General features: G+C 68.2%; 11 protein-coding genes. 7 read left to right on the forward strand and 4 right to left on the reverse strand.

The annotated features are described in order from the left end of the window. Positions 1 to 78 precede the first annotated feature (78 nt). The gene (locus tag GORHZ_RS13760) at positions 79 to 1098 is read right to left on the reverse strand and encodes a LacI family DNA-binding transcriptional regulator (RefSeq protein WP_006333950.1); all 1020 of its coding nucleotides are present in this window, start codon (positions 1096 to 1098) and stop codon (positions 79 to 81) included. Positions 1099 to 1235: 137 nt separating this feature from the next. On the opposite strand from GORHZ_RS13760, the gene GORHZ_RS13765 reads away from it, so the two are divergent. Genes GORHZ_RS13765 through GORHZ_RS13775 form a run of 3 tightly spaced genes read left to right on the forward strand, consistent with a single transcriptional unit; the run spans position 1236 to position 4454 of the window. Next, the gene (locus GORHZ_RS13765) at positions 1236 to 2303 is read left to right on the forward strand and encodes a Gfo/Idh/MocA family protein (RefSeq protein ID WP_006333951.1); all 1068 of its coding nucleotides are present in this window, start codon (positions 1236 to 1238) and stop codon (positions 2301 to 2303) included. Positions 2304 to 2317: 14 nt separating this feature from the next. Further along, positions 2318 to 3496, forward strand: a complete 1179-nt coding sequence (locus GORHZ_RS13770) for a Gfo/Idh/MocA family protein (protein ID WP_006333952.1) — start codon at positions 2318 to 2320, stop codon at positions 3494 to 3496. Position 3497: 1 nt separating this feature from the next. Continuing rightward, positions 3498 to 4454, forward strand: a complete 957-nt coding sequence (locus GORHZ_RS13775; protein WP_006333953.1) for a sugar phosphate isomerase/epimerase family protein — start codon at positions 3498 to 3500, stop codon at positions 4452 to 4454. Between the two features lie 72 nt (positions 4455 to 4526). On the opposite strand, the gene GORHZ_RS13780 is transcribed toward GORHZ_RS13775, so the two are convergent. Continuing rightward, a complete protein-coding gene (locus tag GORHZ_RS13780; RefSeq protein WP_006333954.1) occupies positions 4527 to 4961 on the reverse strand; it encodes a MarR family winged helix-turn-helix transcriptional regulator in 435 nt (144 codons plus the stop codon). A 112-nt stretch (positions 4962 to 5073) separates the two neighbouring features. Between GORHZ_RS13780 and GORHZ_RS13785 the strand changes: the two genes are divergently transcribed. The 3 genes from GORHZ_RS13785 (at position 5074) to GORHZ_RS13795 (ending at position 7973) form a co-directional block, all read left to right on the forward strand. Next, on the forward strand, positions 5074 to 5718 hold the full coding sequence (locus tag GORHZ_RS13785) for a maleylpyruvate isomerase family mycothiol-dependent enzyme (protein ID WP_040531876.1): 645 nt from the start codon (positions 5074 to 5076) through the stop codon (positions 5716 to 5718). Between the two features lie 137 nt (positions 5719 to 5855). Continuing rightward, a complete protein-coding gene (locus GORHZ_RS13790) occupies positions 5856 to 6584 on the forward strand; it encodes a dienelactone hydrolase family protein (RefSeq protein WP_006333956.1) in 729 nt (242 codons plus the stop codon). 45 nt (positions 6585 to 6629) lie between these two features. Further along, positions 6630 to 7973: an APC family permease gene (locus GORHZ_RS13795; protein WP_006333958.1), complete on the forward strand. Its 1344-nt coding sequence runs from the start codon at positions 6630 to 6632 to the stop codon at positions 7971 to 7973. Positions 7974 to 7994: 21 nt separating this feature from the next. Here GORHZ_RS13795 and GORHZ_RS13800 read toward each other — a convergent pair whose 3' ends face one another. After that, the gene (locus GORHZ_RS13800; RefSeq protein ID WP_006333960.1) at positions 7995 to 8216 is read right to left on the reverse strand and encodes a DUF3263 domain-containing protein; all 222 of its coding nucleotides are present in this window, start codon (positions 8214 to 8216) and stop codon (positions 7995 to 7997) included. A gap of 251 nt (positions 8217 to 8467) precedes the next feature. On the opposite strand from GORHZ_RS13800, the gene GORHZ_RS13805 reads away from it, so the two are divergent. Beyond that, entirely contained in the window at positions 8468 to 9268 is an 801-nt protein-coding gene (locus GORHZ_RS13805) for a crotonase/enoyl-CoA hydratase family protein (RefSeq protein ID WP_006333962.1), read from the forward strand. 65 nt (positions 9269 to 9333) lie between these two features. Here GORHZ_RS13805 and GORHZ_RS13810 read toward each other — a convergent pair whose 3' ends face one another. Further along, positions 9334 to 14823: an ATP-binding protein gene (locus GORHZ_RS13810; RefSeq protein ID WP_006333964.1), complete on the reverse strand. Its 5490-nt coding sequence runs from the start codon at positions 14821 to 14823 to the stop codon at positions 9334 to 9336. Positions 14824 to 14912: the final 89 nt, after the last annotated feature.

Below are 14912 nucleotides of genomic sequence, written 5' to 3' on the forward strand. Positions count from 1 at the left end.
GTAACAAATGACCCTAGATCGATGCAAGGATGTGCGCAAGACCACAGTGGGTGGCAATTGTGACTGAGAGGGCTTTTGTCAGCTGTCGGTTCGTCGGACGAGGCAGGTTGAGCTGCGGACCACGAGACTCGGCGCGAGTCGGATCACGCGGGGGTGATCCGATGACGTGCCGGTCAGGCGTTCGATGGCCAGTGTGATCGCCTGCCGTGCCAGTTCCTCGGTGTTCTGTTGAACCGTGGTGAGGTCGACGTGGGCCAGGCGCGACAGGCGGCTGTCGTCGTAGCCGACTATCGAGACCTCGCCCGGCACGTCGACACCACTACGCCTGAGCTCATCGAGGATTCCGACGGCGCAGCGGTCGTTGCCGGCCACGACGGCGGTGGGCAGGTCGCCGGAGTCCAACAGGCCACGGGCCGCGGCCGTTCCCGAGGACTCGGTGTAGTCGCCGGGAAGGATGCGAATCCGGTCGCGCAGGCCGTAGGAGGTCATCGCCTCGATGTATCCGTCACGGCGTTCCTCCGCACCCGGCCGATCTCCGCCGTCAACGTGCACGATGTCCGAATGACCCAAGTCAGCAAGGTGTTTGACCGCCAGGCGTGACCCTTCCGCATCGATGGTGTGTACCGCGTCGACCTTGGCCCGGCCCGGCGCGCGGCCGACCTCGACGATGGGCATCTCATCGGCGAACTCGGCCAGCGTGTCCTCGTTCGCGCCCAGGAGAATGGCCGCCGCACATCGTGATGCCGTGAACGTCCCGAAGGCGCGACGTTCGTCCCGCGCGGGAACCACCGCACTGAGGACGACGTCGTAGCCGGTCCCCTCGATGGTCGCGTAGATGCTCTCGATCAGGTCGGCGTGGAAAGGTTCCTGTGCGCTGAACAGCACGCCGATCAGATGACTGCGTTGCCGCCGCAGGAGTTGGGCGGCGATGTCGGGCTGATAGCCGAGTTCGGCCACGGCATCGCGAACTCGTTTGCGCGACAACTCACTTGGTCCGGGGGCATCTCTGATGACCAACGAGGCGGTTGCGCGGGAGACGCCGGCGAGCTTGGCGACGTCGAGCAGCGTCGGTCGTCGCCCCGTTCCGGCCCGCGCCATGGACCCTCCTCGTCTTAGAGCGCCGCCATCGGCCGCGCCCGCACCAAATCGAACTCACACTATCGTCTTGACTCTGTGGTCGGCGCCACTGCATGATGGCGTGCAGCCAAGTTTAGATCGATCTAAATGGAGATGCCATGGGACCCGATTCGACCACTCTTCGGTGGGGCATGCTCTCGACGTCGAGCATCGGTCGCGTCGCGGCGGCAGCACTGTGCGCCGCACCGTCGGCGGAACTGAGCGCGGTGGCCGGTCGTGACGCCGACCGGGCGCGTGACTATGCCGACGAGATCGGGGCTCCGATCAGTTACGGCATCTATGACGATCTGCTCGCCAGCGACGAGATCGATGCCGTGTATATCCCGCTGCCGATCTCGATGCACGCCGACTGGACGATCCGCGCGCTCGAGGCCGGAAAGCACGTGCTGTGCGAGAAACCTCTGGCCATGACCGCCGGCGACGCGACCCGGGTCTTCGATGCGGCCGACGCCGCCGACCGCCTGTGTATCGAAGGATTGATGTATCGCCACCATCCGCAGACGCTGCTCGCCCAGCGCCTCGTCGAGGACGGAGCCATCGGCGAAGTCGCGCACATCCGCGCCGCGCTGACCGTGTCAGCGCCGATCGGCGACATCCGACGCACCGCAGCGTTGGGCGGCGGGGCCTCACTCGATCTCGGGTGTTATTGCGTGAGCGCGATCCGGTTCTTCGGCGGACATCCGGACCGCGTCTTCGCCACTCGCGTGCTCGACACCGCCCCCGGCGCACACGGCACCGACCTGAGAACCGTGGTCACGCTCGACCTCCCCGACGAGGTATCGGCACAGTTCGACGTCGCCCTCGACTTCCCCCGGCGTGACGAACTCGAGATCATCGGCACCGGAGGCAAACTCACCATTCCTGACCCCTGGCTGTGTCGTCGTGGGTACATCGAACTCGAACGCGACGGCGTGACCGAGCGAGTGCCGGTCGACCCGGCCGGCACCTACCGACTGACCTTCGCCGACGATCCCGACAACATCGACGCCTATCGCATCGAGTTCGAGAACTCCTCGCGCGCCGTCATCGACGACACCCCGCCACGCTTCGGCCGTGCCGACGCCACAGATCAGGCCGCCGTTCTCGAGGCCATCCGGCAGTCCGCGGAACTCGGCATGCCCGTAACCCCCGCACCGTCGCCGGCCACGGCGTCCGCACGTTCCTGAAAGGACAGATCCCCGTGACCACTCCCCCTCGCGTGCCACTCCGCGTCGGCATCATCGGCTGCGGCAACGTCGCCCTCAACTTCCACGTCCCGGCGTATCAGGCCGTACCCGCACATTTCACCGTCGCCGCGCTCGCCGACCCCACGCCCGAACGGCTCGAACTGGGGCGAACCACAGCGGGTCTGGCCGCCGAGCGGGTGTACACCGACGCGCTGGATCTGATCGCGCGTGACGACATCGATGTGGTCGACGTGTGCACCCCCCAGCACCTGCACCGTGACATCGTCGTCGCGGCCGCCCGGGCCGGCAAGCACATCCTGTGCGAAAAACCTCTCGCCGCAACACCGGCCGACGCCCAGGCGATGGTCGAGGCGGCCGACGACGCCGACGTCGTACTCGGCGTCGTGCACAACTACCTGTTCTTCCCGGAGGTCGTCGCCGCCCGCCGACTGATCGACTCGGGCGCACTCGGGGATGTGCGCACGGTTGTGGTGGACATGCTCGGCGTCGTCGATTCCCCGGGCGCCACCGGCTACCAGCCGAGGTGGCGACACGACCCCGCGGCGGCCGGTGGTGGAGTGCTGATGGACATGCTGCACGGCGTCTACCTCGCCGAGCACCTCCTCGCCGAGCCGGTCGAGCGGGTGTCGGGCTACGTCGACGCAGCGACACCAGGTGACGCGGTCGAAGGCCTTGCCCTGTGCCGGCTGGAAACGGCGCACCGCGCGGGCATGGTGAACATCGGCTGGGGCCTCGGTCCCGGCGGCATCCGCATCACCGGGAGCAAAGGCCGGCTCATCCTGCGTTACCACGACGAGGGCACCATGCCGTGGGCCCCGTTCGAATCCATGACGATGACGACCGAATCCGGTACCGAGACAGTCGATCTGCCTTCCGGGCAAGAACTCGCCCCGCTGATCGCCACGGCGCTGCGCGACACCGTCGTCGACCTCGCGGACGCCATCCTCGGCCGCCGTTCCCCGGCCGCGCCGGGCAGCGCCGCGCTCCGCACGCTGGAGAGCACCGTCGGCGTCTACCAATCCGCAGCCCAGGGCACGACCGTCGCGCTGCCGCTGGATCCCGCATCCCCCACGCACCGTCGGGGCGTCATCGGGCTGAATGACCTGGACATCCCCGCCACCTCGCCCGTCCGGCAGCGTCACCTGTTCGGCCTGACCTCCCAAGGAGCCTGACATGCGGATCGGTCTGCTCACCGACAGCCTGTCCACCATGACCCGCGCCGACGCGCTGGACACCGCAGCGGAATTCGGCATCGAGACCGTCGAGATCGGTCTCGGCGGCCCGCACGGCGGCTGGTCACCGGCACCGCACGCCGACATCGACGAATTGCTCACCGATCCGGGCGCGCGGGCCGACCTCAAACGCGCCGTCCGGTCGCGGGGTCTGCACCTCGAGGCCTTCAACGCCGCGGGCAACCCCCTGCACCCCACCCAAGGCGAACGGGACGACAGGATCCTGCGGGGCGCGATCCGACTCGCTGAGGAGTTCGAGATCGGCACCGTCGTCACGATGTCCGGGCTTCCTGCCGCGGCCGGTGACCGATTCCCCGCGTGGATCACCACGGTCTGGCCACCGGAGAACGTGGCACTCCTCGACGAACAATGGAACCGCGCGACCGACTATTGGGGAGGCGTCGTCGACGAGGCGAGCAGGCGGGGTGTGCGTATCGCCGTCGAGATGCACGCCAACCAACTCGTCTACAGCGTCCCGACGTTACAGCGCCTGCGCGCCGAGGTCGGCCCCACCCTCGGGGCGAACTTCGATCCCAGCCATCTGATGTGGATGGGTGCCGACCCGATCGCCGCGATCGCCGCGCTCGGCGACGCCATCTATCACGTGCACGCCAAGGACACCCGCATCGAGGACCGCGCCGCCGTCGCTTCTCACCTCGAGACCACCCCCAACGAACTGGTCTCCGAGCGCGCCTGGAACTATGTCGCGGTCGGGACCGGCCACCCCGGTGGGGTGGACTTCTGGGCCCGGTTCGCGACCGCGCTCGCCGACGCCGGCTACGACGGTCCGCTGTCGATCGAGAACGAGGATTACTCACTGGGACAGCGCGAATCGGTCGAGCTCGCCGCGACGACGCTGCGGGAGGCGTTGCAGCGGCGTCCCGCCCCGACCACGTGACTCCGCTTGGCGACCCCAACACTGCGACTCGGGGGCAGGATCGACTCGCCGCGGAATGCCCACCGGCGGACTTCAGGCGTACGGATCAGTGATCTCCCGCAGCTTCGTCAGAAGCTGCCGCAATTCGCGCATGCCCCGGACACCGAGATGCCGTGTCCACTCCTCGTCGATCCTGGCTTCCTCGAGGCGGGCGATGGCGATCGCCTCCTCGCCGCGCGCGGCTATCCGGACCAACCTGCCGCGCCCGTCGGTGGGGTCGACGACACGTTCAACGTACCCGGCACGCTCGAGACGGTCGACCAGGTGTGTTGCGGTCTGTTTGGCGACCTGGGCCTGCTCGGCGAGGTCGGTGAGCCGCGTTCCGTCGGGGCCGATCCGAGCTGCGACGCGGGCCTGAGCGAGAGTGATCTCATCGAATCCGGCACTGCGGACCGCCTCGAGGATCCGGTTCTCGGCGTAGCGCTGTGCGATGAACATCAACAAGGCTACGGGCGGTTCCTGCGCCACGGCCACTCCTTGATATTAGTTCGATGATGGGACTAATCTAGTCCTATCATCGAACCAATGGGCGGTGTCGTCATACCGACCGTTCACGCCGCGATCTTCGGCTCGGAGGCACATGATGAACAACGACGACATCTGGGCGGCCATCGACGACCATCGCAGCCGCACCGCAGATCTGCTCGAGGCGCTGCGCGATGACGAATGGCGGCGTGCATCGCTGTGTGACGGCTGGACCATCCGCGATGTCGCCGCGCATCTGACACTTCAGCAGATCCGACTCCGACAGGCACTCACGATGCTCCCGCTGGTGGTTCGACATCCCGGCGGACCCAACTCGGTCATCCACTGGTCGGCGAAACGCAAGGCGCAGGTACCGACCCGGCAGCTCACCGGTGAGATCCGCGCGATGGTCGGGTCTCGCGCCCACAACATCGGCCTCACGCCACGAGAGGCCCTCATCGACATCCTCGTCCACGGTCAAGACATCGCACTCCCCCTGGACCGAACGCTGCCGATGTCGCCCGAGGCCGCCGCCGAGGCGGCCGGTCACATGCTTGCCTACGGCACAGGTTGGAGGTCAAAGGTTTTTCAACAGAATGGATTACGTGGTGCAACGCTGCGTGCCACCGACATCGACTGGTCGGGTGGCACCGGCCCGGAGGTCCGCGGGCCCATGTGGGCCCTGCTGCTGTCGCTGGCCGGCCGACGGGCGGCGCTCGGTGAGTTGTCCGGCGACGGGATGACGCTGGTGTCGCGATGACGGCTGTCGAGACGTGACGCTCGGAGCGCCGGCGGTCGGTGGCGATGAACGGGTGGATCGGACCGACGGCGCGCGGGTCGGTGGTCCACATGCGAACGTTGAAGGGAGATCCGTGACCGCCAAGCCGAGGAGATGATATGCCCACGGTCGAGATCCCGAATCCAGACGGTCCCGTGCCCGCCTACCTCGCCGTCCCCGACGGCCCCGGCCCGTGGCCCGGCGTCGTCGTCGTGCACGACGCCGTCGGGATGACTCCGGACCTTCGTCGGCAGGCCGACTGGCTGGCCGGGGCCGGTCTGCTCGCCGTCGCCCCGGACCTGTTCCACTACGGTCGGCGATTACGCTGTGTTGTCGCCTCGATGCGCGCGATGGTGGCAGGACGGGGCCGCGCCTTCGACGAGATCGACGCCGCCCGCGCGTGGTTGGCCGACCGCGACGACTGCACCGGGCGAATCGGCGTCATCGGCTTCTGCCTCGGCGGCGGGTTCGCGGTGCTGTTGGCCGCGAGCGGTGACTATCAGGCCGCGAGCATCAACTACGGCAACGTTCCCGACGGCGCCGACGATCTGTTCGCCGGTGCCTGCCCGGTCGTCGCCAGTTTCGGCGCGCGCGACCGGTCGATGCGCGGCGATCCGGAACGTCTCCGGCATGCGCTCGAACACAACGGGATCCCGCACGATGTGCACGTCTACCCCGACGCCGGCCACGCCTTCCTCAACGACCACCCACGCGGCGAGATGCCGCTGTGGGCGGTCCTGCCGGCCCGCTTCGCCCGCGCCGACTACCACGACCCCTCGGCCACCCACGCACGCCGCCGCATCGAGGAGTTCTTCGCCGAGCACCTCGGTAGCAACCCGCCGACCTGACCGCCGCTGGTGAGGGGTGACCAGTTCGGGTGAGAAGATCTCAGGGTGCCCGCAGACCAACCCACGTCGAGAGGTCCGTCAGCGAAGAGGTCGGTCAGTCTGCTCGGCGCGATCGCGATCGGTATCGGCGGCATGGTCGGCGGCGGGATCTTCGCGGTCCTCGGCGAGGCGGCATCCCTGGCACGTGGCGGCACCGCCGTCGCATTCGCGCTGGGCGGACTGATCGCCGCTCTGACCGCCTACAGCTATGCCCATCTGTCGGTCGCGCACCCGAGCCGTGGCGGGACGATCACCTTCATCGACACCGCCTTCGGCAGAAATCTGCTCTCCGGCGGCGCCAACGTGATGTTGTGGCTCAGCTATCTGGTGACGATCGCGCTCTACGCAACGGCTTTCGGTTCCTACTGCGCCGCACTGCTGCCGTCATCACTGTCGGATTCTTCCTTCGTGCAGCACTTGCTGATCAGCGTGGCGATCGTCGCGCCCACGGTCATCAACATCCTCAGCGCGAGTGTGGTCAGCCGAGCCGAGACAGCCATCGTCGTGTTCAAGCTCGCGCTGCTGGCGGTGGTCATCGCCGCGGGTGCCTCGGGTCTGTCGGGTTCGCGGCTCTCGCCCGCCAACTGGCCCGGACCGGTCGGATTGCTCACCGCGGGCATGGTCATCTTCGTCGCGTACGAGGGTTTCGAGCTGATCGCCAATGCCGCCGAGGATGTGAAGGATCCGCGCCGCACGCTGCCGCGCGCCTACTACCTTTCCGTCGGCATCGTCGTCATGCTGTACGTCGTCATCGCGGCCATCACGGTCAGCGTGCTCAACACGGCGCAGATCGACGAGTACAAGGACTACGCTCTGGCGGCCGCCGCGGAGCCGTCGCTGGGCCAGGTCGGATTTGTCCTGGTGGCCGTCGCCGCCATCGCCGCGACCCTGTCGGCCATCAACGCCACCGTCTACGGCAACGCCCGGCTCGGCTACATCCTTGCCGTCGACGGCGAATTACCGACATCGCAAGCCTGGGAGCGTCACCAGGTTCCGGTGGTCGGCGCGACGACAATCGCCGGCGCGAGCCTGCTGCTCGCGAACTTCATTCCGATCCGATCCATCGCCATCATCTCCAGCGCAAGCTTCCTGCTCGTGTTCACCATCGTCAACGCCGCGGCCTGGCGACTGTCCCACGAAATCGGTGCCCGTCGATGGGTGGTCATCGTCGCCACGGTCGCCAGTGCGGTCGCCCTGGTCGTCCTGCTGTGGCATTCGGCCTCGACCGACCTGGCCGCCCTCGCCGTCTTCACGGGTTTTGTCGCGCTGTCCGTTGGAGGCGAGTTCATCTATGGCCGATTCGTGCGAGGCCATTTCCTGGGCAGACCGTACCGGGCCGACCATCGATGACCGAGCCGTCCAGTCGTCCGGTCATGCCGAGCAGAGCCAGAGTCGCAGCCGTGCGACTCGACGCAGCCGGCGCCGCCGAGCATCGTCGAGTTCGGCCGACTCATCGGTGAGACGCAGGATACGAGTGAAGAACTCCGTTTGACTGAAACCGAAGACCTCCATGATCTGATCGGCGGGCCCGCCACCGTGGTCGGCCCACCGGGAGGCGAAGCCCAGGAGATCGACGTCGCGAGCCCCGGTCAAGCGGCGTCTCCGGTCCGGTGTCGACCGAGCTCTTCGGGGTGAGGTCGCGGCCGGTCGGGTGCCATGATCGTTGCCCACCAGTTCGAAAGTGGGGACGGGTCGGGCCAGACCACCACGGGGGTGGCCGGGCCGTTGATCGACTCGGTGTCATGGTCTTTCATGTCCTAAGCACAGTCCTCCTCGGCGATCGGTGCCAGGGACCTATGTCGGGAGGCCCCGGGACCTTTGGCCCATGCCGGTACGATGCGCGCATGAATGAACACAGGGTCACGGTCGACATCGACGACCTCGGGGTGGCGACGGTCACGTTGAATCGAGCGGAGAAGCACAACGCGCTGGACGGGGCCATGTTCGACGCCCTGCTGCAGACGACCGACACGCTGCGCGCCGACCACCGGGTGCGGGCCCTCGTGCTGCACGGAGCCGGCAAGAGCTTCTGCTCCGGGTTGGACACCTCGCGTCTCGGACAGGACGGCGGCGCGGAGTCCCTGCTGGACCGGGAGGAGGGGCACCGGGCCAACCGTGCGCAGCGCGTGTCGGTGGACTGGGCCGACATCCCGGCGCCGGTCATCGCCGCGATCACCGGCAACTGTTTCGGTGGCGGACTGCAGATCGCCCTCGGTGCCGACATCCGCTACGCCGCCCCCGACGCCCGGCTGTCGATCATGGAGATCAAATGGGGCCTGGTGCCGGATATGGGCATCACCCAGACCCTTCCCCGCCTCGTCGCCGCCGATGTCGCCAAGGAACTGACTTTCACCGGCCGTATCCTCAACGGCATTGAAGCGCAGGCGGCGGGGCTGGTGACCCGAGTCGTCGACGATCCGCTCGCGGCCGCACTCGATCTGGCCCGCGAGATCGCTCGCAAGTCACCGCACGCGATCCGCGCCGCCAAACGGCTCTACGACCAGACCTGGGCAGGCGCGGACCCGGCGGCCGCGCTGACGCTCGAGAGTGAGCTGCAGGTCGGACTGCTGGGTTCGCCCAATCAGCTCGAAGCGGTCGGGGCCGGCATGGCGCGGCGGGAACCGCGGTTCGCCGACCCGAACTGATCACACCTCGTGCGAGATGACTGATCCCGGCGGGTCGTCCCCGCCGGGATCAGATCATCGTCAGGTCAGGAGATCGCGGCCTGCTCGCTCTTGTTGGACCAGCGCGGGTTGCTCTCGATCGCACCGATGATCCGCGGCCGCAGCTCGGCGGCCTTGATCACCGCATCGACCGAACCCACCTCGACGGCACGCTGGATGCTGTGCACCGCGTCGAACTCGGCGGCGATCTCGCTGATCTTCTCCGCGCGCACCGACTGCCGGGCCTCGGCGAGTTCCGCGCTCAGCGTCGACCGGTCGGCACCGGACGCACCCGCCACCTTCGTCTCCAACTCCCGCACGCGGGGGTCGGCGGCGGTGCGCTTGGCGACGTCGCCGGCGAAGACCACCGCGGCCGCCGGCGCACCACCGAGCACAGAGGCGAACGAGCCCTCGATGGCCATCACCGTCATGTTCGGGTTCAGTGCCTTGGAGAACACCACGAACGCACCACCGTGATACCGCGAGATCACGCAGAACACGATCGGCCCCTGGAAGTTGACGATCGCGCGACCGATCTCGGCGCCGTACTCCAGCTGCAGCTTGCGCATCGACTCGGGTGAACCGTCGAAGCCGGACAGGTTGGCGAGCACCACCAGAGGACGATTACCGCTGGCCACGTTGATCGCGCGCGCCGCCTTCTTCGACGACTGCGGGAACAGCGTGCCCGCCGTGTAGGTGTCCGGGCCGTCGGTGGGCTTGTAACCACGCCGCTGCACCTCGCGGGATTCGATGCCCAACAGGCACACCGGGATTCCGCCGAGGTGGACGTCGCTGACGACCGCGGTCTCCGCGTCCGCCATACCGGCCCACCGCTCCAGAATCGGGTGATCCTGGTCGGCGACCGCCCGCATGACGGTTCGGATGTCGAAGGGCTTCTTGCGATCCGGGTTGGTCTCTGCCGAGAAGATCTGCCCGACCGTGGTGAAGTCGCTGCCCGCCATCACGTGCGGGAAGTCGGAGATGTCGCGATCGCTCGGGTCGCTGGTCACCGACCGACGCGGCGTCTCCTCGCCCGGCGCGATGTAGGTGTGGTCGTAGTGCGACATCAGCACGTCGCGGGCGGCACCCAGGTTCGGCGCCCAGTACTGGGCCTGGCCGTTGGGGCCCATCACCCGGTCGTAGCCGCCGATACCGAAGTTGTCCTCGGCGGACACACCACCGGAGAAGTCCAGCGACTGCTTGCCGGTCAGCACCATCGCCGAGTCCGGTGTCATCACCAGGATGCCCTTGGTGTGCATGAGCATCGTCGCCTCGGCGTTCCAGTACGGCTGCGCGCCGACGTTGATCCCCGCGACGACGATATTGATCTCGCCACCCGCCTGGGTGAACTCGACGACCCGCTTGAGGGCGCGCGCCACCCAGTCCATGTTCTCGGTACCCGAGTCCATCGAGATCCGCGCACCCGACGACAACGCGTACCACTCGAGCGGTACCTGCATCGACTCGGCGAGATCCAGAGCGCCGATCACCCGCGCGCACTCCGGCTCCGACAGCGCACCGAGCGATTTCGTCGGGTCACCGAGCAGCACGACGCGGGTGACACCCTGCGGGTACTTCTCGGTGGCGGTGGTGACCACACCGGCGACGAGGGCCGCGCTATTGCGTCCCCGCGGCCGGTCGACGGGGACCAGTCGCTGCTCGGCGTCGAGGTCGTACTCGGAGAACTCGCCGAGCATCGTGGCCAGCTCGTAGGGGTAGACGGTGTTGCGTCGCGCGGCCCGCAGCACCTTCTGCCGGTAGGAGTCGAGCGGCTCGATCGGCTCGTCGGACGGCTCGCCCACGACCACGTCGAAGTCGCCGGTGGCGTTGGCGGAGAACCGCACCGAGACCTTGGACAGCTCACCGGTCACGGGGTCGCGACGCCGCGCGATGAGCAGCACCTCCTCGAGGCCGACACCTGTCGTGGTGCCCCGGATGTGGTCGGCGATCGTCTGCAGCTCCTCGGCCGCGGCGGCCATCGGCGGCCAGATGTACATGACGATGCGGTTGGTGTCGGCGGTGCGGGTCGACCCGCGCTGGGCGCGTCGGATCGAGTCGACACAGGTCGCCAGGACGGTCTCCGCGGTCGGCAGCGTCAGCAGACGGCCGTCGTGCTCACGCATGCCGGTCAGATCGCGTACCTGGGCGAACGCGATGAGGCGATCGTCGGACGGGTTCTCCTTGGCGACACAGCGGAACAGGTACACCTCTTCGTCATCCGCCGACGACAGCCGGGTGAGATCGAACTTGCGCAACCGCTCCATCTGCATGCGCTGCGCGATGTAGGGGTGCAGCCCACGGATCAGTCGCTCCTCGACCATGCCGGTCGCGGACGGACGGAAGGTGAAGTGGTGGTGCATCCGCGCGTCACCACTGCCGGCGACGGTGAGGGTGATGCGGTGTACCGGGCTGGGCAGCGCACTGGCGGCGATGATCTCGTTCAGTGCGCCCGCCATGGCGTCGAAGTCGGCGGGCTGCTGCTCCCAGCTCAGATAGATGTCGGCGTCGATGGACGCGGTGCCCCGGGCCAGCTCGGCCAGACCACTGAGGGTGGCGCCCAGATCGTCGAACCGTCCTGCGGCCGACACCAGATTCGAGCCGTCGCGCTCGGCGACCACGAACGTCGCCCCACCGGCGGTCTGGATGCGCAGATCGGTGAGACCCTTGTTGCCATAGTAGCGGCGGGTCAGCACCTCGAGCATCACCGTGTTGTCGGCCTTACCGAGGAGCATCCGCTGCCCGAGCAGGCGGACCAGCGGTTCGGTGCTGCGGACCATCTCGGCGATACGCTCGGCGCGGTCGGGAGCGTCGGGGTTCGCATCCAGGTACCGCAGCTGATCGCGCACGTTGTTGACGACGCGGGCGCGGTTGCGGCGCAGCAGCGGCTGGCCGTACCAGGAGTAGACAACGCCGCGGGCGAGGTCGGCGACGGCCGGGAAACGGACCTGGGTCGCCGCGACGAGGCGGTCGAGGGCGGTGCTGACCGCGTCCCCGATCTCGTCACGTGGCGTCGGCTCGGGCAGCCACTCGCGCAGCAGCGTGGTGATCACGGTCACCGAGTCGGCCGGGTTCTGCAGTGCCAGGAAGATCCGGAACACCGCGGCCTCGAGTTCGGGGGTGCGCTCGAGATCGGTGACCCCGTAGTGTCCGAGTGCGCGGCCGAGCTGGGCGTGGAAGGCCGCCGGGAGACCGTCGCGCTCGACGTCGAGGCTCTGCAGGTAGGTGTGGAAGTTCTCGCGCGCGCTGTGCAGATACGGGTCGGCGAAGTCCTCACCGGACGGCTTGTTCTGGCTCAGCTCGGCGAGATCGGCGAACACCGTGATCAGTTCCAGCTCGTCGGCGATCGGCCGGCGGCCACTCTCGACGGCCTCGTGACGGACCATGAGGTACTCGTCGAGCAGGCGCGTGCGGTCGAGCGGGTCGACGTCGTAGCCGAGCAGCTGGCTGCGAAGATCCTCTTGCGAACGCGTGGTGCGGACGTGCGCCTCGACGTTCGGCGCCGCCGGCAGTTCGATCTCGACGGTGTCGGTCACCTCGTCGGTCTGCTCGTCGTCGTCATCGTCGGCGAGGGGTTCGAGCCGCAGCAGCGGCGCACCGGTCTCCACCTGGGTGCCCACCGACACCAGGCACTCCTTGAGCCGGGCTCGCATCGGAGCACGGAGCACCGTCTCCATCTTCATGCTCTCCAGCACCAGGACGGGGGCTCCGGCCTCGACCTCGGCACCCACCTCCAGCGGTGCGGCGACGACCAGGGCGGGGGCGGGCGAGCGGACGACACCGCCCTCGTCGCGGCTGACCCGGTGGGTCACGCCGTCGACGTCGACGAGGTGGACCGGCCCGTGCGTGTCGGTGACCAGGCGATACCGGACACCGTTGACGACGATCTGGGCGCTGTGCTCATCGAAACGCTCGAGGTCGACGTCGGCGGTACGGGTGTCGGCACCGGCCTCGATGCCGACACGGAAGCGGTGTGCACCGATGCGGGAGACCCGCACGCGGTATCCGACGCCTCGCAGCTTGAGATCGAGCGGCCGTCCACTGTCGTGGCGCACCTGCGGGCGTCCACCCGACGCGGTGGACAGGAGTCGCTGACGCTCGACCGACTCCTCTTCCTCGTAGGCGTCGATGGCCGCGGCGGCGAGTGCGATCGCGGAGTGCTTGTGGGCGACCAGGCCGCCATCGGCGCGGACGCGGTCGATCCAGCCGGTGTCGGCGCTGCCGTCGATCACCTCGGGCTGGTTGAGCAGCTCGAGGACGAAACTCTTGTTGGTGGCGCCACCCTCGATGATGACGCGTGTCTCGGCCATCGCCCGGCGCAGGCGGCCGAGGGCCTCGTCGCGGTCACGGCCGTAGGCGATGATCTTGGCGATCATCGAGTCGAAGTCGGCGGGGATGGTGTCGCCCTCGTTGACGCCGGTGTCGACGCGGATGCCCGGGCCGGCCGGCAATTCCAGACGGGCGATACGTCCCGGCGACGGGGCGAAGTCACGGTCGGGGTCCTCGGCGTTGAGTCGGGCCTCGATGGCGTGGCCGCGCTCGACCGGAGCCTCACCCTCGAGGGGGACGCCGGAGGCTACCTGCAGCTGGGCCCGGACCAGGTCGAAGCCGTTGGTGATCTCGGTGATCGGGTGCTCGACCTGCAGGCGGGTGTTGACCTCCAGGAAGGCCAGCAGGTTCTCGCCCGGGTGGTAGAGGAACTCGACGGTGGCCGCGCCCCGATAGCCCACGGCGATGGCGAGCCGCTCTGCGGATGCCTTGAGATTGGCGACCTGGTCGGCGGGGAGCACCGGCGACGCCGATTCCTCGATGACCTTCTGGTTGCGGCGCTGGACCGAGCAGTCGCGCACGCCCAGCGCCCAGGCGGTGCCCTGACCGTCGGCGATCACCTGCACCTCGACGTGGCGGGCGCCGGTCACGAGCCGTTCCAGGAACACCACACCGCTGCCGAAGGCTCGCTCGGCCTCGTCGCGGGTGCGGGTGTACGCATCGCGGAGATCGGCGTCGTTGGTGACCTTCCGGATGCCTCGGCCACCACCGCCGGCGGTCGCCTTCAGCATCAACGGGTAGCCGATCTGGGCGGCCGCGGCCACCGCGTCCTCGAGGGTGTCGACACCACCGCGGCTCCACGCGGCCACCGGCACGCCGACTTCCTCGGCGATCAGCTTGGCGCCGATCTTGTCGCCGAGTTTGCGCATCGCCTCCGCCGACGGTCCGACGAAGGTGACACCGATCCGGTCGCAGAGTTCGGCGAAGAGCGGATCCTCGGCGACGAAGCCCCAGCCGACCCACGCCGCGTCGGCGCCGGTCTCGAGCAGGGCCCGTTCGAGGACCTTGTGGTTCAGGTAGGGCCGGGAGGCTGCCGGGCCCAGGTCGTAGGTGATGTCGGCCTCGCGGACGAATGTCGCGGTGCTGTCCACATCGGTGTGGAGGGCGACGACCTCGATCGGCTGTCCGGTCTCGGCGGAAAGGCCTCGGACGGCGTGGATGAGTCGCATGGCGGCTTCGCCTCTGTTCACGATGGCAATGCGGGTGAACATCACCGACTCCCTTCTGTTCGTCATGCCTGCCGATTGGCCGCTCGGAGGTCGCGGTACCCGAACTCGACGGTACGTCGATCGAACGGGTC

The sequence above is a fragment of the Gordonia rhizosphera NBRC 16068 genome (assembly GCF_000298195.1).
GTDB lineage: Bacteria > Actinomycetota > Actinomycetes > Mycobacteriales > Mycobacteriaceae > Gordonia > Gordonia rhizosphera.

Coding starts and splice junctions, on each gene's coding strand:
- GORHZ_RS13765 (WP_006333951.1), top strand. CDS start 1,236: ATGGGACCCGATTCGACCACTCTTCGGTGGGGCATGCTCTCGACGTCG.
- GORHZ_RS13785 (WP_040531876.1), top strand. CDS start 5,074: ATGATGAACAACGACGACATCTGGGCGGCCATCGACGACCATCGCAGC.
- GORHZ_RS13790 (WP_006333956.1), top strand. CDS start 5,856: ATGCCCACGGTCGAGATCCCGAATCCAGACGGTCCCGTGCCCGCCTAC.
- GORHZ_RS13810 (WP_006333964.1), bottom strand. CDS start 14,823: ATGTTCACCCGCATTGCCATCGTGAACAGAGGCGAAGCCGCCATGCGA.
- GORHZ_RS13760 (WP_006333950.1), bottom strand. CDS start 1,098: ATGGCGCGGGCCGGAACGGGGCGACGACCGACGCTGCTCGACGTCGCC.
- GORHZ_RS13775 (WP_006333953.1), top strand. CDS start 3,498: ATGCGGATCGGTCTGCTCACCGACAGCCTGTCCACCATGACCCGCGCC.
- GORHZ_RS13805 (WP_006333962.1), top strand. CDS start 8,468: ATGAATGAACACAGGGTCACGGTCGACATCGACGACCTCGGGGTGGCG.